Below are 21,134 nucleotides of genomic sequence, written 5' to 3' on the forward strand. Positions count from 1 at the left end.
TCCAGCCGGTCACCGACGCGGCCTTACGATGGGACACATGACTGCAACGCCCGCGACCAACCGCCCGAAGCGTGTCCTGCTCGCCGCTCCCCGCGGCTACTGCGCGGGCGTGGACCGTGCCGTGATCGCCGTGGAGAAGGCCCTGGAGCAGTACGGGGCCCCCGTCTACGTCCGCCACGAGATCGTCCACAACAAGTACGTCGTCCAGACCCTGGAGCGGAAGGGCGCCATCTTCGTCGACCAGGCCACCGAGGTCCCGCCGGGCAACATCGTGATGTTCTCCGCGCACGGCGTCGCCCCGACCGTCCACGAGGAGGCCCGCCGCGGCCGGCTCGCGACCATCGACGCGACCTGCCCGCTGGTCACCAAGGTCCACAAGGAGGCCATCCGGTACGCCAAGGAGGACTTCGACATCCTCCTCATCGGCCACGAGGGCCACGAGGAGGTCATCGGCACCTCCGGCGAGGCCCCCGACCACATCCAGCTCGTCGACGGCCCCGAGGACGTCGCCAAGGTCGAGGTCCGCGACCCCTCCCGGGTCGTCTGGCTCTCCCAGACCACCCTCTCCGTGGACGAGACCATGGAGACCGTCGACGCCCTCAAGGACAAGTTCCCGCAGCTGGTCTCCCCGCCGTCGGACGACATCTGCTACGCCACGCAGAACCGCCAGACCGCGATCAAGGAGCTGGCCGGCCAGGCCGAGCTCGTCATCGTCGTCGGCTCCAAGAACTCCTCGAACTCGATCCGCATGGTCGAGGTCGCCAAGCAGGCCGGCGTCCCCGCCGCGTACCTGGTGGACTTCGCGAGCGAGATCGACGAGGCGTGGCTGGAGGGCGTGACCTCGGTCGGCCTCTCCTCCGGCGCCTCCGTCCCCGACGTGCTGGTCCAGGAGGTCCTGGAGTGGCTGGCGCAGCGAGGCTACGTCGACGTGGAGATCGTCAAGACCGCCGACGAGCACCTCACCTTCTCGCTCCCGAAGGAGCTCCGCCGCGACCTGCGCGCCGAGGCCGCCGCGCTCGTCAAGGAGTAGGACCCGGCCCCGCCGGTTAGCTTGGGTCCATGAACGTCTTCGGAGTGGACATCGGCGGTTCCGGCATCAAGGGCGCCCCCGTGGACCTGGGACGCGGCGCCCTGACCGAGGAGCGGTACAAGGTCCTCACCCCGCAGCCCGCGACCCCGGACGAGGTCGCGGGCCGCGTCGCGGAGGTCGTGGCGCACTTCGGCTGGGACGGCCCGGTCGGTGTGACCTTCCCGGGCGTCGTCACCGGCAGTACGGTCCGTACCGCCGCCAACGTCGACCCGGCCTGGATCGGCACCGACGCCGGCGCGCTCGTCCGGGAGGCCGTCGGCGGCCTGCCCGTCACCGTCCTCAACGACGCCGACGCGGCCGGCGTCGCCGAGATGACCTTCGGCGCCGGCCGGGGCCGCACCGGCACGGTGATCCTGCTGACCCTCGGCACCGGCATCGGCTCCGCCGTCTTCACCGACGGCCGCCTCGTCCCCAACACCGAGCTCGGCCACCTGGAGCTCAAGGGCCACGACGCGGAGACGCGCGCCTCCTCGAAGGCGCGCGAGGACGAGGACCTGACCTGGGAGCACTGGGCGACGAAACGGCTCCGCAAGTACCTGGCCCACGTCGAGATGCTGTTCTCCCCGGAGCTGTTCATCCTCGGCGGCGGGGTGAGCCGCAAGGCCGACCGGTTCCTCCCGTACCTCGACGGCATTCGCGCCGAGATCGTCCCCGCGGAACTCCGCAACGACGCCGGCATCGTCGGCGCGGCCATGGCGGCGCGCGCGGCAACCCTCCGCTGAACTCTCAGCGGGCGTACGCCTACGCCTACGGGGCGGGGCGCCTGCCGCGGGCGGGCGCCTGGTCGCGGCGGGCGCCGGCGGCCGGTCCGGCACCGGTCCGGCCGCGGGGAGCGCCGGACGCGGGCCGGGCGGCGGAGCCGGACGGGCCCGGCGCCGCTCCCGACGGGGAGCCGGACCGCGGCCCCGACGACGGCCGGTCGGCCGGCCCCGCGGGACGGCGGCGCCGCCGCCCCATGTCCCGCGCCTTCCGTACGCTCGCGATGACGCCGGCGATCAGCGTGCCCCCGTACAGCCAGCCGGCGTGCACGGCGAGCGCGGTCACCACGGCCATCGCCTGGCCGCCGAAGCCGCCGGTGCCGCCCGCGATCGGCACGACGCCGACGGCGAAGGCGATCGGCACCGCGATCGGCGCGGTCACCAGGTCGGCGGTCCGCACCCACAGCGCGGTGAGCGCGCTCACCGGCAGGAACAGCAGCCCGAACGCCAGCGGCGACCCGTCCAGCACCAGCCAGTCCAGGAAGCCGACCAGCAGCATCGAGGCCGAGGCGAAGAGCCCCGCGCCGAGCCCGGTGAGCCGGGGCGCGGGCAGCCGCCGCAGCGCCTGCACGACCGGCGCGGGCCGGCGCCCGGCGGCCGGGCCCCCGGCCCGGTACACGGTGGCCGCGCCGGCCGTGCCCCCCTCCACCTCGACCACCGCGCCGGGCGGCGGGAGGGGGGTCTGGGGCCGTCGGCGGCCTTGCGGCTGACTTGTCCTGTGCTGCTCCACCTCACCAACGTAGGTCGGGAGGCGGCGGGAGAGGCCCGGGACACGCCCTTCGGGTGGTCCCCGGCCGCAGTTCGACCGAAGTCCGCCGGGGAGCGCCGGGGGTCCGCCGCCGTCCGCAGGGCCCCGCCCCCGGCGAACGGCGAGGGCCGGGCCGGGCCCCCCGTAAACTGGGGGATCGACCCATCATCCGTATCTAGGGAAGTCGCCACCGTGTCGCTCACGATCGGAATCGTCGGCCTGCCGAATGTCGGCAAGTCGACCCTGTTCAACGCCCTGACCAAGAACGACGTGCTGGCGGCCAACTACCCGTTCGCCACGATCGAGCCGAACGTCGGCGTGGTCGGCGTCCCCGACGCCCGCCTGACCAAGCTGGCCGAGATCTTCGGCTCGCAGCGCGTGCTGCCGGCCACCGTCGACTTCGTCGACATCGCCGGCATCGTGCGCGGCGCGAGCGAGGGCGAGGGCCTGGGCAACAAGTTCCTGGCGAACATCCGCGAGTCGGACGCGATCTGCCAGGTCATCCGCGCCTTCAAGGACGAGAACGTCGTGCACGTCGACGGCAAGGTCTCGCCGAAGGACGACATCGAGACGATCAACACCGAGCTGATCCTCGCCGACCTCCAGACCATCGAGAAGGTCCTCCCGCGCCTGGCGAAGGAGGCCCGCATCAAGAAGGACGTGGCCCCCAAGGTCGCGGCCGTCGAGGCGGCGAAGGAGATCCTGGAGCGCGGCGACACCCTCTTCTCCCAGGGCATCGTCCAGGGCTCGGAGAAGGCGGAGCTCCTCCACGACCTCCACCTCCTCACCACCAAGCCCTTCCTCTACGTCTTCAACGTCGACGAGGACGAGCTCACCGACGAGTCCTTCAAGGACGAGCAGCGCGCCCTCGTCGCCCCCGCCGAGGCGATCTTCCTCAACGCCAAGCTGGAGGCGGACCTCGCCGAGCTGGACGAGGCGGACGCGATGGAGCTCCTGGAGTCCGTCGGCGCCGAGGAGCCCGGCCTCGCCATCCTCGCCCGCGTCGGCTTCGACACCCTCGGCCTCCAGACCTACCTGACGGCCGGCCCCAAGGAGTCCCGCGCCTGGACCATCAAGAAGGGCGCCACGGCCCCCGAGGCGGCCGGTGTCATCCACACCGACTTCCAGAAGGGCTTCATCAAGGCCGAGGTCATCTCCTTCGACGACCTCGTCGAGACCGGCTCCGTCGCCGAGGCCCGCGCCGCCGGCAAGGCCCGCATGGAGGGCAAGGAGTACGTCATGCAGGACGGCGACGTGGTGGAGTTCCGCTTCAACGTCTGACGCCAGGCCGGTGGCCGTGCCCGATCCGCCTGGCGGCGGGTCGGGCACAGCTGTGTGTCCGCGGTGAGTCCCCGGCCCCCCTCCTGCGGTGGCGTCCCGGGGGTGTACCTGGGTACACCCCCGGGACGGGACGCACGTCCCCTGCGCGTCGGGGCCCGGTCGGCAAGACTCGGCGCAGCACCACGGCAGGGAGCCGTGGACCGAGGGGAATGGGACGACCGTGATGAATGGGAACATCCGCGAGGGATTCCGCGCCGCCGGCAGGGGAGTGCCCGTCCTCGGCCTCGCGTTCGCCCAACTCGCGCTCTTCTGCCTGTTCCTGACGGCGGTCTCGCTCGTCGGCATCGGTCTGGGCGTGTTCCTCGTGCCGGCCCTCGCCGTCGCCCTGCGCGCCACGGTCGACGCCTCCCGCCGGACCGCCGAGAGCTGGTCCGGCCGCCCGGTCGAGCGGCCCTACCTCCCCGCCCCCGCCGCCGCGCCCGGCCTCAAGGGGTACGGGCGGCGGACCCACTGGATCCTCACCGACCCGGCGACCTGGCGCGACCTCGCCTGGGCGCTGGTCAACCCGGTGGCCGGGGTCATCGCCGCCCTGATGCCCCTGGCCCTCGTCGCCGGCGGCATCGGCGGCATGCTGATGCCCGCGATCTACCGTCCCATCGCCGACGCCGGCAGCAACTACTACCTGTGGGTCCGGATCAGCGACCTCACCTCCGCCTGGTACTCCGCCGGCCTCGGCCTCCTCGTCCTCGCCGGCGGCCTCGCCGCCGGCCCCGCCCTGCTCCGGGCCCACGCCTCGCTGGCCCACAGCCTGCTCGGCCCCAGCAGCGGCGCCCAGCGCGTCCGCCACCTGACCGACAGCCGCAGCGACGCCGTCAGCAGCTCCGCCGCCGAACTCCGCCGCATCGAGCGGGACCTGCACGACGGCGCGCAGGCCCGCCTGGTCGCCCTGGGCATGAACCTCGGCGTCGCCGAGCAGCTCATCGACAAGGACCCGGAGGCCGTCCGCGCCCTCCTGGCCGACACCCGCAAGGCGTCCGCCGCGGCCCTCACCGAACTGCGCGACCTGGTCAGGGGCATCCACCCGCCGGTGCTCGCTGACCGTGGCCTCGCCGACGCGGTGCGCGCCCTCGCCCTGGACAGCCCGCTGCACGTCACCGTCAACGCCGACCTGCCCGGCCGCCCCGAGGCGCCCGTGGAGTCCGCCCTGTACTTCGCGGTCGCCGAGGCCCTGGCCAACGCCGCGAAGCACGCCGACCCGCAGCATGTCAGCATCGACCTCTGGTACGAGGCCGGAGTGCTGCGCGGCCAGGTCATGGACGACGGCCGGGGCGGCGCCGACCCGTCGCGCGGCACCGGGCTGCGCGGCATCGAGCGCCGGCTCGCCGCCTTCGACGGCCTGCTCGCGATCCACAGCAAGCCGGGCGGGCCGACCACCCTCACCATGGAGCTGCCGTGCGCGTTGTCCTAGCCGAAGACCTCTTCCTGCTGCGGGACGGCCTCGTGCGCCTGCTGGAGTCGTACGACGTCGAGGTGGTGGCCGCCGTGGACACCGGTCCCGGACTGCTCCAGGCCCTGCTCGACCACGAGCCGGACGTCGCCGTCGTCGACGTCCGGCTCCCGCCGACGTTCACCGACGAGGGCCTGCGGGCCGCGCTGGAGGCCCGCCGCCGGATCCCCGGCCTGCCGGTCCTGGTCCTCTCCCAGTACGTCGAGCAGCTCTACGCCCGGGAGCTGCTCGCCGACGGCAGCGGCGGCATCGGCTACCTCCTCAAGGACCGGGTCTTCGACCCCGACGGCTTCGTGGACGCGGTCCGCCGGGTCGCGGCCGGGGGCACCGCGATGGACCCGGACGTCGTCGCCAAGCTCTTCGCGAAGGACCACCACCGCGACGGCCCGCTCTCCCGGCTCACCCCGCGCGAGCGGGAGGTCCTCGGCCTGATGGCGGAGGGCCGGTCGAACGCCGCGATCGCCCAGAAGCTGGTGATCACCGAGCGGGCCGTGATCAAGCACACGTCCCACATCTTCGCCAAGCTCGACCTGCCGCCCTCGGAGGCCGACAACCGGCGGGTGCTGGCGGTCCTCGCCTACCTCAAGTGATCCCTCCGGCCCGCGCCGCCACGGCCCGGGGACGCCGGGTTTCGGTCGAATCCGCGGACGCGGCGGGGAACGGTGCAGGTGGGGGCCGCGGAGCCGCGTATTCTCGGCTGCCGGGACGGGGCGGCGACAGGGAACGCGGAGGTGCGGGTGGAGTTCCGGCTGCTCGGGTCCGTCGCCGTGGTGACGGAGGCCGGGGACGTGGCGCCCGGACCGGCCAAGCGGACGAGTCTGCTGGCCGCGCTGCTGCTGCGCCCCAACACGACCGTGTCCGTGGCGGGTCTGATGGACGCGCTGTGGGAGGACGAGCCGCCGACGCACGCGAAGACCGTGCTCCAGGGGCACGTCTCGCGGCTGCGGGCGCTGCTCGCCGCGCACGGCGCCGAAGCGTACGGGATCGAGCTGGCCACCCACGGGTCGGCGTACGTGCTGCGGATGCCGGAGTCGCTCGTGGACGCGCACCGGTTCGAGGAGCTGGTCGGGCTCGCGGGCGCGCAGCGGCACGCCTCCGACAGCGTGCGGATGCTGCGGGAGGCGCTGTCGTACTGGCAGGGGCCCGCGCTCACCGGCACCGTGCCGAGCGGCCCGCTGGAGGCCGCCGCCACCGCGCTGGAGGAGCTGCGGCTCTCGTCGGTGGAGGCGCTGGCGGAGGCGTACGGGAGGCTGGGCGAGCACGGGCGGGCCGCGGCGGTGCTGCGGACCGAGGCCGTCGCGCATCCGCTGCGCGAGTCGCTGGCCGCCGCGCTCATGACGGCGCTGGCCCGGGCCGGGCGCCGGTCCGACGCGCTCGACTGGTACCACCGCACCCGGCGGCTGCTCGCCGACGAGCTGGGCGTGGACCCGGGTGCGGCGCTGAGCGAGACGTACGCCGGGCTGCTGCGGGAGCAGGGCGGGGCGCTCGCCCCGGTGCCCGACGCCCCCGCGCCGCCGGCGGCCGAACCGCCCGCCGTGCCCGAGCTGCTGCCCCGGGCGCCGCGCGGGTTCACCGGCCGGGAGGCCGAGGCCGGGCTGCTGGACCGGGCGGCGGGCGGCGGCGAGGGACCGGTGTGCCTGGTCACCGGGCCCGCCGGCGTCGGCAAGACCGCCTTCGCCCTGCACTGGGCGCACCGGCGGCGCGACGCCTTCCCGGACGGGCGGCTCTTCGCCGACCTGCGGGGCTTCAGCGACACCCCGGAGCCCGAGACGGGCGTCGTGCTGCGGGAGTTCCTGCTCGCGCTGGGCGTGCCGCAGCAGCGGGTGCCGGAGACGGCGGAGGGGCGCGGGGCGCTGTTCCGCTCGCTGACGGCCGGCCGCCGGATGCTCGTCCTCCTCGACAACGCCCGCTCCTCCGAGCAGGTCAGGCCGCTGCTGCCGGGCGGCGACGGGTGCGTGACCGTGGTGACCAGCCGGGACCGGCTCGGCGGGCTGATCGCCTCCGACGCCGCCCGCCCGGTGCCGCTCGGCCAGCTGCCCCGGGACGCCGCGACGGCGCTGCTCGCGTCCGTGCTCGGGGAGGCGCGGGTCGCGGCGGAGCCGGAGGCGGCGGCCCGGCTCGCGGGGCTCTGCGACGGGCTGCCGCTCGCGCTGCGGGTGACGGCCGCCCGGCTCGCCGAGCGGCCCGGCCGCTCGCTCGGCGCGATGGTCGGCGAACTCGCCGACGAGCAGGGCAGGCTGGCCCTCCTCGACGTGGAGGACGTCGGCGTCTCCGCCGCGCTCCGCCTCACCGTGCAGCAGCTGCCGGAGTCCGCCGCCCGCACCTTCCGCGCCCTCGGCCTGCACACCGGCTCCGACCTGGACCACTTCGCCGCCGCCGCGCTCGCCGGCACCACGCCCGCGCGGGCCACCGCCGACCTGGAACGGCTCGCCGCCGCCCACCTCCTGACGGAGGCGGTGCCCGGCCGCTGGACCCCGCACGACCTCGTACGCCTCTACGCCCGCGCGCTCGCCCCGCAGGCCGACCCGGAGGGGCTGCGCCGGCTCCTCGACCACTACCTGTACACCGGGCTGGCCGCCGACGCCGCCGCCGAACCCGGCTCGCAGCCCTGCTACGCGCTGCCCGCCGACGTGCGCCGGCCCGCCGCGATCCCGGAGTTCGAGGGCCGTACGGCCGCGCTCGACTGGTACGCGGCCGAGCGCCCCGCCCTGGAGGGCGCGGTCGCCGCCTCCGCCGCGCTCGGGCTGCACGACCGCGCCTGGCGGCTGGCCCTGGTCGCCTGGCCGCTGATGCTGATGCGGCTCCAGGACGGCTGGACCCCGCTGCTGGAGGCGGGGCTCGCGTCGGCGGAGGCGGTCGGCGACCCCGACGCGCAGTCCCGGACGCGGGCGCTGCTGGGCTGGATCCTGCACCAGGAGGGGCGGAACGCGGAGGCGCTGGCCCACCTGGAGCGGGCGCCCGCGCTGGCCGCGCTCGCGGGGGACCCGATCAGCGAGGCCATCGCGGTCGTCAACCACGCGGCCGTCCTCGACGCCACCGGGGAGTGCGCACGGGCCCGGACGCTGATGCGGGAGGCGGTCGCGCTCGCCGACCGGACCGGGCACCCGTCCACGCAGGTGCTGACCCTCCAGCACCTGGCCGGGCACTGCCTGGCGGCGGGGGAGTACGAGGAGGCGCTGGCGCACGTGCTTCGCGCCGGGGAACTCGTCGCCCCCGACGCCGTGGTCGTCCAGGCCGAGCTGCGGATCACCCGGGGCGAGGCGCTGGCCGGTGTCGGACGTCTGGAGGAGGCCGCCCACCAGCTGGAACGGGCCGCCGCCGACGCCCGGGCGGCCGGTTTTCCCGAGGGGTCGGCGCGGGCGGCGGAGCGGCTGGCGCGGCTCGCGGCGGGGCGTTAGCGATACGCAAGCGGGACGGCAGCGCGGAAGCGGAGTCTGTAACCCGGCAACGACCGGCCGCAGCACCACCGGCGCCGCACCGGCGGCGCCGCGCACCGCAGGCGCCACGATCGCGGCGCCTCACACGTTTCACGTCTCACGGGGGAACCACCACCATGCGTACGTCACACCGCACCACCACCCGCACCGCCCTTCTCGTCGCCGCCGTCGCCGCGGGCTCGCTCGCGCTGACGGCCTGCGGGGGAGGGGAGACGGGGGCGAAGGACGCCGGCAGCGCGACGACCCCGTCGTCCGCTGCCGCGCCGCAGACCACGTCCGCCGCCCCGGCCCCGTCCGGCACCACCGGCACCGGCACCGCCGCCCCGGCCGCCGGGACCGGCGGCACCGGGGACGCCGCGGGTACCGCCTCCGCCGCCCCCGCCGCCGCGAAGAGCACGGCCGGCGCGTCCGGCACCGGCTCCGCGGACGCGCCGAAGGCCGGCGCCGCCGCCAAGGCCGCCGCCTGCGCCCACGGCGACGTGAAGATCACCATGGCGAAGGCCGACGAGGTGCCCACCGAGCACATCGTCCTCACCGCCACCAACACCTCCGGCCGCGCCTGCACCCTGCTCAAGCACCCGCTGATCGCCTTCGGCCCGCTCCAGACGGCGAAGGACGTGCCGCCCGTGGCCCAGAGCAAGCCGGCCGCGCCCGTGGTCCTGGAGCCGGGCGCGCCCGCGTACGCGAACGTGCGGATCTCGCGCGGCGGCGTCCACGAGGACAACCGGGTGGTGAAGGAGTTCACCGTGAACCTGTTCGCGGCCGACGGTCCGGCCGAGGGCAGCGTCGTGGTGACGGCCCCCGCCGGCGGCATCGCCGTCGACGACGCCGTCGCGAAGACGGGCTACTGGACGCCCGAACTCCGCAACGGCGCCGACGACTTCTGAGGCGCCGCGCCGCGCCCTCCGCACGGCGGGCCCGTCTCCCGGGGGATCGGGGACGGGCCCGCTCCGTGCGTGTCGGCCCGGTGAATTCCCGGACGACGCACGGAAGTCGGCGACCGAACGGCCGGTGGGGAACGCCGCAGGTGAGCGGCGGTCGACGGGTCGTCCGGAGCTACCGGACAGTCATGTCCGTTCTGTGGCCGCCGTATTGCCGCCGTGTCGGTGCCCTTGTGCGATTCCTATGGATCGGTCAATCTTTCGGTCGACGGCAGGGCGGCCGGAAGCCGCGGGGCTCGGCGGATCTCCCGCGTCCACTTGTCATGTCCCTGTCGTGAGTGAAGGTCACTCGGCTCCCTCCCCACGGGAGCGCCCCCCACGAGGAGGACACCTCACATGGCAGTGATGCGCTCATCGCGTCGCCGTATCTCCACCGCCGCGGCCATCGCCGTCACGGCGCTCGCCCTCGGCACCCTCTCCGCCCTTCCCGCCACCGCCGCCCCCGCGGCGGCGGAGGGCGTCATCGAGAACGCCGGCGCCGAAGGCACCATCCCGGGCAGCTACATCGTCACCCTCGACGAGTCCGCGCAGGCGGAGACCGCCAAGGGCCGGGCGATCCCGGGCAAGTTCGGCGCCAAGATCACCCGTACCTACACCTCCGCGGTGAACGGCTACGCGATCGAGCTCTCCGAGGCGCAGGCGAAGAAGCTCGCCGCCGACCCCGCCGTGAAGTCCGTGGTCCAGAACCGCGTCTTCACCATCGACGCCACCCAGCCGTCCCCGCCGTCGTGGGGCCTGGACCGGATCGACCAGAAGGCGCTGCCGCTGAACCAGAGCTACACCTACCCGGACAGCGCGGGCCAGGGCGTCACGGCGTACGTCATCGACACCGGCGTACGGATCAGCCACAGCGACTTCGGCGGCCGGGCCTCCAACGGCTACGACGCCATCGACAACGACAACACCGCCCAGGACGGGCACGGCCACGGCACCCACGTCGCCGGCACCGTCGCGGGCGGCGCGTACGGCGTCGCCAAGAAGGCGAAGATCGTCGGCGTCCGCGTCCTCGACAACAACGGCTCCGGCACCACCGACCAGGTCGTCGCCGGCATCGACTGGGTGACCCGGAACGCGGTCAAGCCGGCCGTCGCCAACATGAGCCTCGGCGGCGGCGTCGACACCGTCCTCGACCAGGCCGTCCGCAACTCCATCGCGGCCGGCATCACCTACGCGGTCGCGGCCGGCAACGACAGCTCCAACGCCTCCAACTACTCCCCGGCGCGGGTCACCGAGGCGATCACGGTCGGCTCCACGACCTCCACCGACGCCCGCTCCAGCTTCTCCAACTACGGCAGCGTTCTGGACCTCTTCGCCCCGGGCTCCTCCATCAAGTCGGCCTGGAACACCAGCGACACCGCCACCAACACCATCTCCGGCACCTCGATGGCCACCCCGCACGTGGCCGGCGCCGCCGCCGTCTACCTCGCCGACAACCCGACGGCCACCCCGGCGCAGGTCTCCACGGCCCTGACGAACGCCGCCACCCCGAACGTCGTCACCAGCCCCGGCACCGGTTCCCCGAACAAGCTGCTCTTCGTCGTCGGCGGCGGCACCACCCCGCCGCCCGGCCCGAAGTTCGAGAACACCGCGGACTTCGCCATCGCCGACAACGCGACCGTCGAGTCCCCGGTGACCGTCAGCGGCGTCTCCGGCAACGCGCCCTCGGCCCTGCAGGTCCCGGTGAACATCGCGCACACCTACATCGGCGACCTCCAGGTCCAGCTGATCGCCCCCGACGGCACGGCCTACACGCTGAAGGCGTTCGGCACCGGCGGCAGCGCGGACAACATCAACACCACATACACCGTGAACGCCTCCGCCGAGGCCGCCAACGGCACGTGGAAGCTCCGGGTGACGGACAACGCGAACTACGACACCGGGAAGATCGACTCCTGGGGTCTCCAGTTCTGACCCGGACGACCCGCTCTGACCTTCTGAGCGACCCGAGCGACCCGAGCGACCCGCTCTGACCCGAGCGACGGAGGGGCGGCCACCACCGGTGGCCGCCCCTTCCGCGTCCCCGCGTGGCGGCCCCCGCACCCCGACCGCGTACGATGCGCGCCCGATCGTCTGTTCGTCCCGCCCCTACAGGAGCACGCCACCCGTGGAGCCGACCCAGCCGCCCCAGCCGCCCTCCGGTCCGTACGGGGCGCCCGGACCGTACCCGGCACCGGGGCCGTACACCTCGCCCGGCATGCCGTACGCGGGTCCGTACGGGCCGTACGGTCCGCCGCCGGCCGCCCCCACCACCAACGGTCTCGCCATCGGCTCCCTCGTCAGCGGCATCGTCTGCTGCCTGCCGCCGCTCGGCCTCGTCCTCGGCGTCTTCGCGCTGCGGCAGATCGGGAAGCGCGGGCAGAACGGCAAGGGGCTCGCCGTCGCCGGCGTCGTGCTCTCCTCGCTCAGCACCCTCCTCGTGATCATCGGCCTGATCACCGGTCAGGTGCAGGCGGGCGTACGGGAGTTCAGCGAGGGCATGCGCGAGGCCGCCGCCACCCGGTCGCCCGTCGAGCTGCGCACCGGGGCGTGCTTCGTCGACGACTCCGCGGACGAGCGGTACAGCCGGGGCGTGCGGACCGTCGACTGCGCCGAGCCCCACGACGGCGAGGTCACCGGCCGCTTCGAGGCCACCACCTCCGACACGTGGCCCGGCGAGAAGGAGCTGGAGCGGATCGGCGAGGAGCGGTGCGACACCATGGCCGCCGAGTACGCCCTGGACACCTGGTCGCTGGGCCCCGAGACCATGAGCCTGTACTACTACCCGGACCGGAGCGCCTGGCGCGAGGGCGAGCGGCGGATCGCCTGCGGCATCGGCGGCGAGGAGCGCACCCGGGGGTCGCTGCGCTCCGACCGCACCACGCTCACCCCCGACCAGCTCGCCTTCCTCACCCAGGTGAACCCCATCGAGGACGCCGTCTACGAGGAGCCGGGCGACGACCAGGCGGACGACCTCGAAGCCCACCGCGCCTGGGCGGCCGGCGTCCGCGCGGCGGTCGACTCCGCGCGGACCGGGCTGCGGGGCCGGGTCTGGGAGAAGGACGCGCAGGCCGAGGTGGACGCCTACCTCGCGAGCCTGGGCCGGGCGTCGCAGCAGTGGGCGAAGCTGGCCGGCGCGAAGGACGCGGACGCGTTCTGGGCGGAGTACGACCGCGCCTGGGAGCTGCTGCCGGAGGACGGCAGCGCCGGCGTCCGCGGCGCCCTGGACCTGACGGCCACACCCCCGGAGACCCCGGGCGGGACCGGCTCGGCCTGAGGTCCGGGGGCGCGTACGCCCTCGGCCTGAGGTCCGGGGGCGCGTACGCCCTCTGTCAGGCCGCCGGGTACGCGGACGGGGCCGGGTCTCCGCGCGGGAGACCCGGCCCCGTCGTGTGCGGACCGGTGCCGGGACGGGGACGGCGGCCCGTGACCAGCCGCCGTCCGTGCCCCGGGCGCCGTCGCCGGCGGGCCGGTCCGCGGCCCCGCGGGAGCCGCCGGCGGGCGGTCCCGGGGGAGCGGGGTGGTTCAGCGGCGGGTGAGGCCGCGGTCGATGGCGCGCATCAGCTCGCCGTCGGCGGTGTCGCCGTCGAGGGACCAGACCATCGCGCCGGCCAGCCCGTGGGTGCGGACCCAGTTCGCCTTGGTGCGCAGCACGGCGGGGTCGTCGTAGGTCCACAGGGTGGTGCCGTCGAAGAGCCAGGCGTGACCGCCGCGGTGGCCCCGGTGGAGCGTGTACGTCCCCGACTCCGCCAGCTTCTTGAGGTTCTTGTAGTCCTCCGAGCCGGGCGCCCAGGTCGCCGGGGCGGGGCCCGCGGCGGGCTGCCCGAGGCCGTCGCCGCCGCCGGTCACGCCGGTCCAGCCCTGTCCGTAGAACGGCATGCCGACGACCAGCTTGTGGGCCGGGGCGCCGCGCCGCAGCCAGGACCTGACGGTTCCCTCGACGCTCCAGTCGTTCTTGGCGAAGAGCGCGGACTGCTGGGCGGTGGTCGTCTCGCCGGACACGTGGAAGTCGTAGCCCTGGAGGTTCACGAAGTCGAAGTCCCGCATGATCTTGGCGACTTCGAAGCCGGCGTCGATCTTGGCGGGCGCGGTGGGCACGTACGCGGTGAGCTCGTAGCGCTTCCGCTGCGGGAGCGAGCGCCCGTACGCGTCGAGCTGGGTGCGGAACTCCCGTACCAGGGCGGTGAAGTTGACCTTGTCCTCGGGGCGGATGACGTTGCCCGGGGCGCCGTCGGAGCCGGGCCACTCCCAGTCGAGGTCGATGCCGTCGAAGAGGCCGGCGGCGGCTCCGGCGCCGCCGCGGGCGCCGTCCTGCGGGAGGTTGCCCTTGATGTACAGGTCGATGCAGGAGGAGACCAGGGCCTTGCGGGACGCGGGGGTGCGCACGGCGTCGGAGAAGTACGCCGATCCGCTCCAGCCGCCCAGCGAGATCATGACCTTGAGGTTCGGGTGCTTCGCCTTCAGTTCGCGCAGCTGGTTGAAGTTGCCGGCCAGCGGCTGTTCCGCGGTGTCGGCGACGCCGTCCACGGAGGTGGCCGCGTCGACCGGGCGGACGTAGTCGGCCCAGGGGTCGGAGCCGGGCACCGGTCCGATGACGCACTTGCCGGCCTTGTCGACGATGCCGAAGGCGTAGTTGATGTGGCTGAGCCGGGCGGCGGAGCCGCTGGTGTCCAGGTCCTTGACCTGGAAGTTCCGGCCGTAGATGCCCCATTGGGTGAAGTAGCCGACGCGCTTGAGGGCGTGTTCGGCGGCGGGCGGCCGGGGGGCCGGGTCCGGGTGGGCGCCGGCGGCGGGGGCGAGGCCGGCGAGGAGGCCGAGGGCCGCGGCGGCGGCCGTGCCGAGGGTCAGCCGGTTCAGGGCTCTGGGACGCATGGGCTCGTTCCTGTGCGAGGCGGGAGGGAGCGGGGACGCGCAGCAGGAAGTTATTGGTCCAGACCAATAGGGGTCAAGAGGTCGGGCGGACCCGATTCGCTGTCATCACTTCGGGTGAAATTCTGGCCCATGCTTGCGGATGGCCACATTCGGTTGTCAGGCTGTAGCTGTCTGTCAACTTGAGGGGAGTGCCCAGTGACGTTCGGCGAGCAGCCCGCCTATCTGCGCGTGGCGAGCGATCTGCGGGAGAAGATCGCGAACGGCTCGCTCCCGCCGCATACCCGCCTCCCCTCGCAGGCACGCATCCGCGAGGAGTACGGGGTGTCGGACACCGTCGCACTGGAGGCCCGCAAGGTGCTCATGGCGGAGGGCCTGGTCGAGGGCCGCTCCGGCTCGGGGACGTACGTACGGGAGCGGCCGGTGCCCCGCCGGGTCGCCCGCTCCGGCTACCGCCCCGCCTCCGGCGCCAGCCCCTTCCGGCAGGAGCAGGCCGCCGAGGGGGCGCGCGGCACCTGGGACGCGCACAGCGAGCAGGAGCCGGCGAGCCGCGAGACCGCCGCCCGTCTTGGCATCGAGCCGGGGGACCGCGTGATGCGCACGCGGTACGTGTACCGGGACGGCGGCGAGGCCATGATGATCGCCACCTCCTGGGAGCCGCTGGCCGTCACCGGCCGCACCCCCGTCATGCTCCCCGAGGAGGGCCCCCTGGGCGGCTGCGGCGTCGTCGAGCGGATGGCGGCGATCGACGTCGTCGTGGACAACGTGGTGGAGGAGGTCGGCGCCCGTCCCGGCCTCGCCGAGGAGTTGCTCGTGCTGGGCGGCGTCCCCGGCCATGTGGTGATGGTCGTCGAGCGCACGTTCTACGCGTCCGGGCTCGCCGTGGAGACCGCCGACGTCGTCGTCCCCGCCGACCGCTACCGCCTCTCGTACCACCTCCCGGTCCGCTGACCGCCAGGAGCCCGCCCGCCCCGGCGACTCCGCGTTCCCGTTCCCTGACCGGCCCCGAGCCCCGACCCCGGCGCACGAGCACAGCCCGCACCGGCCCCGCCGCCCCCGTACGTCCGGACCCGGGGGCCCCGCGACTGGCGCCGCCAGACTCGCGGGCCCGCGGCTGGTGCCGCTGGACCCGCGGGCCATGCGGCTGGCGCCGCCCGTCTCCTCGCGTACCCGGACCAGGTGCCCGGGCCCGGCGGGGGTCCCGCACTCGGCTCCGGCGGAGGTCTCCGTGCCCCGGCCCCGGCACCCGGGCCCGGCGGAGGTCCCGTGCCCGGGCCCGGCGAGGGGCCCCTCACCGGGCCCGGCGCAGGTTCCCGTACCCGGCGCCGGCGGCGGCCCCGCACTCGGACCGGGCGAGGGGCCCGGCACCCGGACCGGGGGAGGGTCCCGGCACCTGGGCCCGGCGAGAGCCCCGCACCCGGGCACGGTGAGGCTCCCGGCATCCGGCCCTGGCGACGGCACCGCACCCGGACCGGGTGAGGGCCCCCGCACGCGGGCTCGGCGAGAGCCCCGCGCACCCGGGCCCGGCGACGGCCCCCCGCGCCCCTCCGTGTCGCCGCGGCGCCGTCGGGCGGCCCGTCCTCATGCCGGTGTTCGTCGTCCCCGCGGCGGCGTCCGGCATGTGACCTTCGGCCGCCTTCCGTCGGTTCCCGGCCGATCCGTGTCTCTTGGTGAAAACGCGTATCCGCTGGGTGAAGGTCAGGCGTAAGCTCAGGCATATGCGGATCGGGGTTTCCCCGACCCCGCGATGACACCTGCCCCGGCGGAGGGAGATGCCTGATGACCGACAGCGGCGCCGTCCAACCGTGGCTCGTCATACGGCAGGACGACAACGGGAACCGCTACCGGGTGGGCCGGTACGCGACCCAGGACGAGGCCCAGAAGATCGCGGACACGCTCGACTCCCGCGGTCACAAGCAGCTCTACTGGGTCGAGCGCGCGACACCGGCCGGCTGACCCCCGGCTACCCTCGCGGGCATGACCGAAAGCACCGCACACCACGGCACCGGCCCCGCCCAAGGGGCCGGTGCCGTGGTCGTCGTCGCGGCGGCCCTCCTCGACCGGGGCCGCCTGCTCGCCGCCCGCCGCAGCGCCCCCGCCGACCTCGCCGGCCGCTGGGAACTGCCCGGCGGCAAGGTCGAGCCCGGCGAACGCCCGGAGGACGCCCTCGTCCGGGAGCTCCGCGAGGAGCTGGGCGTCGAGGCCGAGCCCGGCGAGCGGATCCCCGGCGAATGGCCCCTCAAGCCCGGATACGTCCTGAGGGTGTGGACCGCCCGTCTGCGCTCCGGCGAACCGCGCCCACTGGAGGACCACGACGAACTCCGCTGGCTCGCCCGCCACGAACTGGACACCGTGGACTGGCTCGACCAGGACCGCCCGGCGGTCGCGGAGGCGGCGCGCAGGCTCCCCGCCGCGCGCCCCTAGACCCCGCGCGCGGCGCCGTCCCTACGCCGTTCGTGCCACCGTGCGCCCGCAGCCGCCCCCAGCGGGATATTTCGTCCCGAATTCCGGGTATGTCCCCATTGGTCCCTCGGGAGAGGGTGATCGTCGGGTGATCCTCTTCCTGCCGCACCGTGGTTGGGGAAGTGATCGCGTGTGATCGACACCGACGGCCTCCGCGCCGAGTGGAACTTCCCGGCGGAGGCCGACGCCGTGCGCACCGCCCGCCACGCCGTGCGCGAGACGCTCCGCTCCTGGCGGATCGACGCGGCCGTGGGCGACATGGCCGTGCTGCTGGTCAGCGAGCTGGTCACCAACTCCCTCCGGTACGCCTCCGGCCCCATCGGCGTGCGGATCCTGCGCGCCGAGGGCGCCGCCACCGACCCGCCCCGGCACTCGGCGCTCCTCGTCGAGGTCTCCGATCCGCTTCCGGATCCGCCCACCGAGCGGCCCGCGGGACCCGACGACGAGGGGGGCCGCGGACTGGGCCTGGTGGCCTGCTCCGCCCGCCGCTGGGGAACCCGGCAGGGCGCCGCCGGGAAAACCGTATGGTTCGAGCTGGCTCTCCCTGGTGAGTAAAGAGAGAGGGACGACGATCACCGGAGCGGGTCTCGAGCCGACCGAGACCACCCTGTGATCGTGGACGTCGTGCCGCCGGAGCCCGCGGTGCTGAATACTGCGGGCATGGCCGGTCCGGTGCGGTGAGCTGGAGGGGACGGTCGCGTGAGCGAGATATCCAGGACGACGGGCGGCGTCGTGTGGCAGAGCAGCCCGCCCGGTTCGATCTACGACTACATCCGGGTCGCCTCCTTCTCCCTCGGGCCCGACGGGCGCGTCGACCAGTGGAGCCACCGGGCCGCCGACCTCTTCGGCGTCTCCGCCCAGGAGGCCCGCGGCAAGGACCCCGTCGAGGCCTTCATGCCCGCCGAGCTGCGCGATCGCGGCCACCAGCGGATCAAGGAGATCCTCGACGGGCGCGAATGGACCGGCCTCGTCCCCTTCCGCGTCCCCGGCCCCGCCGGCTCGCCCGAGCAGGACCGCCCGCACGGCATCGCCGAGATGTACGTCATGCCCAGCGAGACCGACACCGGCGAACGGGCCGCGCTCTGCATCGTGGTCGACGTCCGGGCGCTGCGGCGGATCGAGACCGACCTCGCCGCCTCCCAGGCGATTTTCGGCCAATCGCCCTTCGGGTTCCTCCTCTTCGGCACCGACCTCACCGTCAAGCGCGCCAACCAGCGCTTCGCCGCCGTCTTCGGCGGCGACGCCGACGACCACCGCGGCCGCAGCGTCCACGACTACCTCGCCAAGCCCGAGGCCGACCGGATGACCGCCGCCCTCCGCCGCGTCCTGGAGACCGGCGAGTCCGTCACCGACCTCCGCATCACCGGTGCCGCCCCCGGCGCCCGGATCCGCCGCCACTGGTCCATCAACCTCTACCGGGTGCACAGCGGCTCCGGCCGCCCGGTCGGCGTCGCCGGCCTCGGCATCGACGTCACCCGCCGGGAGAACGCCGCCCGCGAGGCCGCCAGCGCCCGCCGCAACCTCGCCCTCCTCAACGAGGCGGGAGCCCGCATCGGCAACTCCCTCGACCTGGAGGCCACCGCCCGCGAACTGCTCGACGTCGCCGTCCCCGGCTTCTGCGACCTCGCCTCCGTCGACCTCTACCAGGGCCTGCTCACCGGCGACGAGGCCCCGCCCGGCCGCTGGGGCAGCTCCCACGACATCGGCTACGGCGCCGGCAGCGCCGAACTGCGCCGGGTCGCCTTCGCCAGCGCCGTCTCCGACACCCCCCACCGGACCGACGAGGGCCACGGACCGGCCGGCGACGGCGGCGCCGTCCCCATCGAGGTCGGCGCCGTCCACCGCTACCCCTTCAACTCGCCCGCCGCCGGAGCGCTGCGCACCGGCCGCGTCCGGACCGTGCCCGGCGGCGACGGCGACCTCGTCCAGTCCACCCTGGCCGTCCCGATGACCGCCCACGACACCGTCGTCGGCCTGGTGCAGTTCTCCCGCACCAAGGGCAGCGAGCCGTTCGGCGACCGCGACCGGGCGCTCGCCGTGGAACTCGCCGCCCGCGCCGCCGTCTGCATCGACAACGCCCGCCTCTACCGGCGCGAGCACGAGCGGGCCCTCATCCTCCAGCGCAGCCTGCTCCCGCCCGGCGACCCCGAGGCCGCCGGACTCGACATCGCCTGCCGCTACCTCCCCGGCACCGACGCCACCGAGGTCGGCGGCGACTGGTTCGACGTCATCGAACTGCCCGGCCACCGCACCGCCCTCGTCATCGGCGACGTCATGGGCCGCGGTCTGCGCGCCGCCGTCGCCATGGGCGAACTGCGCACCGCCGTCCGCACCCTCGCCCAGCTCGACCTCGAACCCGCCGAGGTCCTCTCCCACCTCGACGAGATCGCCCGCGGCCTCGGCGCCCCGATCGGCGCCCAGCAGTCCCGGGCCACCAAGAACCGCGGCCCCGAACTCTCCGAGGTCTACCTCGCGACCTGCGTCTACGCCGTCTACGACCCGGTGACCCGGCGCTGCACCTTCGCCAACGCCGGCCACCTCCCGCCCGTCCTCGTCGAACCCGGCGAGGAGGCCCTGCTGCTCGACGTGCCGCCGGGGATGCCGCTGGGCGTCGGCGGCGAGCCCTTCGAGGAGGTCGAGGTCGAACTCCCCGAGGGCTCCCTCCTCGCCCTCTACACCGACGGCCTGGTCGAGTCCCGCGAACACCCCCTCGACGAGGGGCTGCGCGCCTTCCGCCGGGCCCTCGCCGACCGGGACCGCCCCCTGGAGGACGTCTGCGACCGGGTCCTCGGCACCCTCGACACCGGACACGGCGAGGACGACATCGCCCTCCTGATGGCCCGTATCCGCGGACTGCCCGCCGAGGCGGTGGGGGACTGGCGGCTGCCCCGCGAGCCCCGGTCCGTCGGCCGCGCCCGCGAACTGGCCCGGACCCAGCTCACCGCCTGGGGGCTCGACGCGCTCGTCGACACCGTCGAACTCCTCGTCAGCGAACTCGTCACCAACGCCCTCCGGTACGGCGAGGGCGAGATACGGCTCCGGCTGCTGCGCGACCGCACCCTGGTCTGCGAGGTCTGGGACGCCGGCCTGGTCCAGCCGCGCCGGCGCCGCGCCAAGGACACCGACGAGGGCGGCCGGGGCCTCCAGCTCGTCGGACTGCTCTCCGCCTCCTGGGGCGCCCGCCGCACCCCGCGCGGCAAGACCGTCTGGTTCGAGCTGGCCCTCCCGGGCGGCGGGCCCGCGGCGGAACCCACCGTGGACCAGCTGCTCAGCATGTTCTGACCGGACCCGCCGGAGCGTTCTGACCGGACCCGCCGTAGCGCGGCTCAGGCGGCCTTGAGCGCGGCCAGCCGGGCCGCGATCTCCGCCTCGTCGCCCATCGCGTCCAGCTGCTCGAACTGGGCGTCCAGCGAGGAGGCGGCCAGCTCCTGCTTGCCCAGCGCCCGCGCCTCCTCCCGGCGCACCTTCTCCTCGAAGCGGCTCAGCTCGCTCGTCGGGTCCAGCACGTCGACGCTCTTCACCGCGTCCATCATCGTGTTCTGCGCCTGCGCCGACCGGGAGCGGGCGACCAGCTCGTCCCGCTTGGCCTGGAGCTCGACCAGCTTGGCCTTCATCCGGTCCAGCCCCGACGTCAGCCGCGACACCACCTCGGTCTGCGCGGCGATCGTCGGCTCGGCCGTCCGCGCCTCCTTCTCCGACTGGAGCTGGCGGCCCAGCGCGACCTTCGCCAGCCCGTCGAAGCGGTCGGCCTCCTCCGTCCGCCCGCCGGCCCGCAGCTCGTCCGCCTTCCGGCTGGCCGCCAGCGCCTTCCCGCCCCACTCGGCCGCTGCCGCCACGTCCTCCGCGTGGTCCTGCTCCATCAGCCGCAGATTGCCGATCGTCGCCGCGACCGCCTCCTCCGCCTCGGAGATGTTGCTGGAGTAGTCGCGGATCAGCTGGTCCAGCATCTTCTGCGGGTCCTCGGCCTGGTCGAGCAGGGCGTTGATGTTCGCCTTCGCCAGCTGGGTGACGCGGCCGAGGATGGTCTGCTTGCTCATGCGCTGCTCCTTGCAGGGTGTCGTGGA

17 protein-coding genes are annotated in these 21,134 nt (G+C 74.6%); 14 read left to right on the plus strand and 3 right to left on the minus strand.

The genetic code is table 11. The annotated features are described in order from the left end of the window. Positions 1–28: 28 nt before the first annotated feature. Together ACFVQZ_RS21280 and ppgK are read left to right on the plus strand one after the other, a co-directional pair. Positions 29–1,030, plus strand: coding sequence for a 4-hydroxy-3-methylbut-2-enyl diphosphate reductase (locus tag ACFVQZ_RS21280; RefSeq protein ID WP_383624835.1), 1,002 nt, complete (start codon positions 29–31; stop codon positions 1,028–1,030). A 29-nt stretch (positions 1,031–1,059) separates the two neighbouring features. Continuing rightward, positions 1,060–1,812 (plus strand): polyphosphate--glucose phosphotransferase, encoded by a 753-nt coding sequence (gene ppgK, locus ACFVQZ_RS21285; RefSeq protein WP_030496050.1) that lies wholly within the window; start codon positions 1,060–1,062, stop codon positions 1,810–1,812. A 25-nt stretch (positions 1,813–1,837) separates the two neighbouring features. On the opposite strand, the gene ACFVQZ_RS21290 is transcribed toward ppgK, so the two are convergent. Next, on the minus strand, positions 1,838–2,497 hold the full coding sequence (locus tag ACFVQZ_RS21290) for a DUF6542 domain-containing protein (RefSeq protein WP_383624838.1): 660 nt from the start codon (positions 2,495–2,497) through the stop codon (positions 1,838–1,840). A gap of 291 nt (positions 2,498–2,788) precedes the next feature. On the opposite strand from ACFVQZ_RS21290, the gene ychF reads away from it, so the two are divergent. From ychF to ACFVQZ_RS21325, 7 genes are all read left to right on the plus strand, one after another. Then, entirely contained in the window at positions 2,789–3,877 is a 1,089-nt protein-coding gene (ychF, locus tag ACFVQZ_RS21295) for a redox-regulated ATPase YchF (RefSeq protein ID WP_030496048.1), read from the plus strand. Positions 3,878–4,100: 223 nt separating this feature from the next. Beyond that, the gene (locus ACFVQZ_RS21300; RefSeq protein WP_383624842.1) at positions 4,101–5,345 is read left to right on the plus strand and encodes a sensor histidine kinase; all 1,245 of its coding nucleotides are present in this window, start codon (positions 4,101–4,103) and stop codon (positions 5,343–5,345) included. Further along, the gene (locus ACFVQZ_RS21305) at positions 5,330–5,974 is read left to right on the plus strand and encodes a response regulator transcription factor (protein WP_030496046.1); all 645 of its coding nucleotides are present in this window, start codon (positions 5,330–5,332) and stop codon (positions 5,972–5,974) included. Before ACFVQZ_RS21300 ends, ACFVQZ_RS21305 begins: the two co-directional genes overlap by 16 nt. A gap of 147 nt (positions 5,975–6,121) precedes the next feature. After that, the gene (locus ACFVQZ_RS21310; protein WP_383624948.1) at positions 6,122–8,782 is read left to right on the plus strand and encodes a BTAD domain-containing putative transcriptional regulator; all 2,661 of its coding nucleotides are present in this window, start codon (positions 6,122–6,124) and stop codon (positions 8,780–8,782) included. Between the two features lie 155 nt (positions 8,783–8,937). Then, on the plus strand, positions 8,938–9,708 hold the full coding sequence (locus tag ACFVQZ_RS21315; RefSeq protein ID WP_383624845.1) for a DUF4232 domain-containing protein: 771 nt from the start codon (positions 8,938–8,940) through the stop codon (positions 9,706–9,708). Positions 9,709–10,098: 390 nt separating this feature from the next. Further along, positions 10,099–11,673 (plus strand): S8 family peptidase, encoded by a 1,575-nt coding sequence (locus tag ACFVQZ_RS21320; protein WP_383624848.1) that lies wholly within the window; start codon positions 10,099–10,101, stop codon positions 11,671–11,673. A 193-nt stretch (positions 11,674–11,866) separates the two neighbouring features. Then, positions 11,867–13,015 (plus strand): DUF4190 domain-containing protein, encoded by a 1,149-nt coding sequence (locus ACFVQZ_RS21325; RefSeq protein ID WP_383624850.1) that lies wholly within the window; start codon positions 11,867–11,869, stop codon positions 13,013–13,015. A 248-nt stretch (positions 13,016–13,263) separates the two neighbouring features. On the opposite strand, the gene ACFVQZ_RS21330 is transcribed toward ACFVQZ_RS21325, so the two are convergent. Continuing rightward, entirely contained in the window at positions 13,264–14,610 is a 1,347-nt protein-coding gene (locus ACFVQZ_RS21330; protein WP_030496041.1) for a glycoside hydrolase family 18 protein, read from the minus strand. A gap of 195 nt (positions 14,611–14,805) precedes the next feature. On the opposite strand from ACFVQZ_RS21330, the gene ACFVQZ_RS21335 reads away from it, so the two are divergent. The 5 genes from ACFVQZ_RS21335 to ACFVQZ_RS21355 all read left to right on the plus strand — a co-directional run bounded on the left by ACFVQZ_RS21335 (position 14,806) and on the right by ACFVQZ_RS21355 (position 20,352). Beyond that, positions 14,806–15,558, plus strand: coding sequence for a GntR family transcriptional regulator (locus ACFVQZ_RS21335; protein WP_030496040.1), 753 nt, complete (start codon positions 14,806–14,808; stop codon positions 15,556–15,558). An 828-nt stretch (positions 15,559–16,386) separates the two neighbouring features. Beyond that, positions 16,387–16,563 carry an SPOR domain-containing protein gene (locus ACFVQZ_RS21340; RefSeq protein ID WP_321193018.1) on the plus strand — a complete coding sequence of 59 codons (177 nt, stop codon included), beginning with the start codon at positions 16,387–16,389 and terminating at the stop codon, positions 16,561–16,563. Between the two features lie 21 nt (positions 16,564–16,584). After that, entirely contained in the window at positions 16,585–17,031 is a 447-nt protein-coding gene (locus ACFVQZ_RS21345; RefSeq protein WP_383624855.1) for a (deoxy)nucleoside triphosphate pyrophosphohydrolase, read from the plus strand. Between the two features lie 171 nt (positions 17,032–17,202). After that, positions 17,203–17,625 carry an ATP-binding protein gene (locus ACFVQZ_RS21350; RefSeq protein ID WP_030496038.1) on the plus strand — a complete coding sequence of 141 codons (423 nt, stop codon included), beginning with the start codon at positions 17,203–17,205 and terminating at the stop codon, positions 17,623–17,625. Between the two features lie 144 nt (positions 17,626–17,769). Continuing rightward, complete coding sequence (locus tag ACFVQZ_RS21355) at positions 17,770–20,352, plus strand: SpoIIE family protein phosphatase (RefSeq protein ID WP_383624859.1); 2,583 nt, start codon at positions 17,770–17,772, stop codon at positions 20,350–20,352. A 44-nt stretch (positions 20,353–20,396) separates the two neighbouring features. Here the strand turns inward: ACFVQZ_RS21355 and ACFVQZ_RS21360 are convergent, their stop codons facing one another. Next, positions 20,397–21,107 carry a PspA/IM30 family protein gene (locus ACFVQZ_RS21360; protein WP_030496036.1) on the minus strand — a complete coding sequence of 237 codons (711 nt, stop codon included), beginning with the start codon at positions 21,105–21,107 and terminating at the stop codon, positions 20,397–20,399. Positions 21,108–21,134: the final 27 nt, after the last annotated feature.

It is taken from the genome of Streptomyces sp. NPDC057854, assembly GCF_042797055.1.
GTDB lineage: Bacteria > Actinomycetota > Actinomycetes > Streptomycetales > Streptomycetaceae > Streptomyces.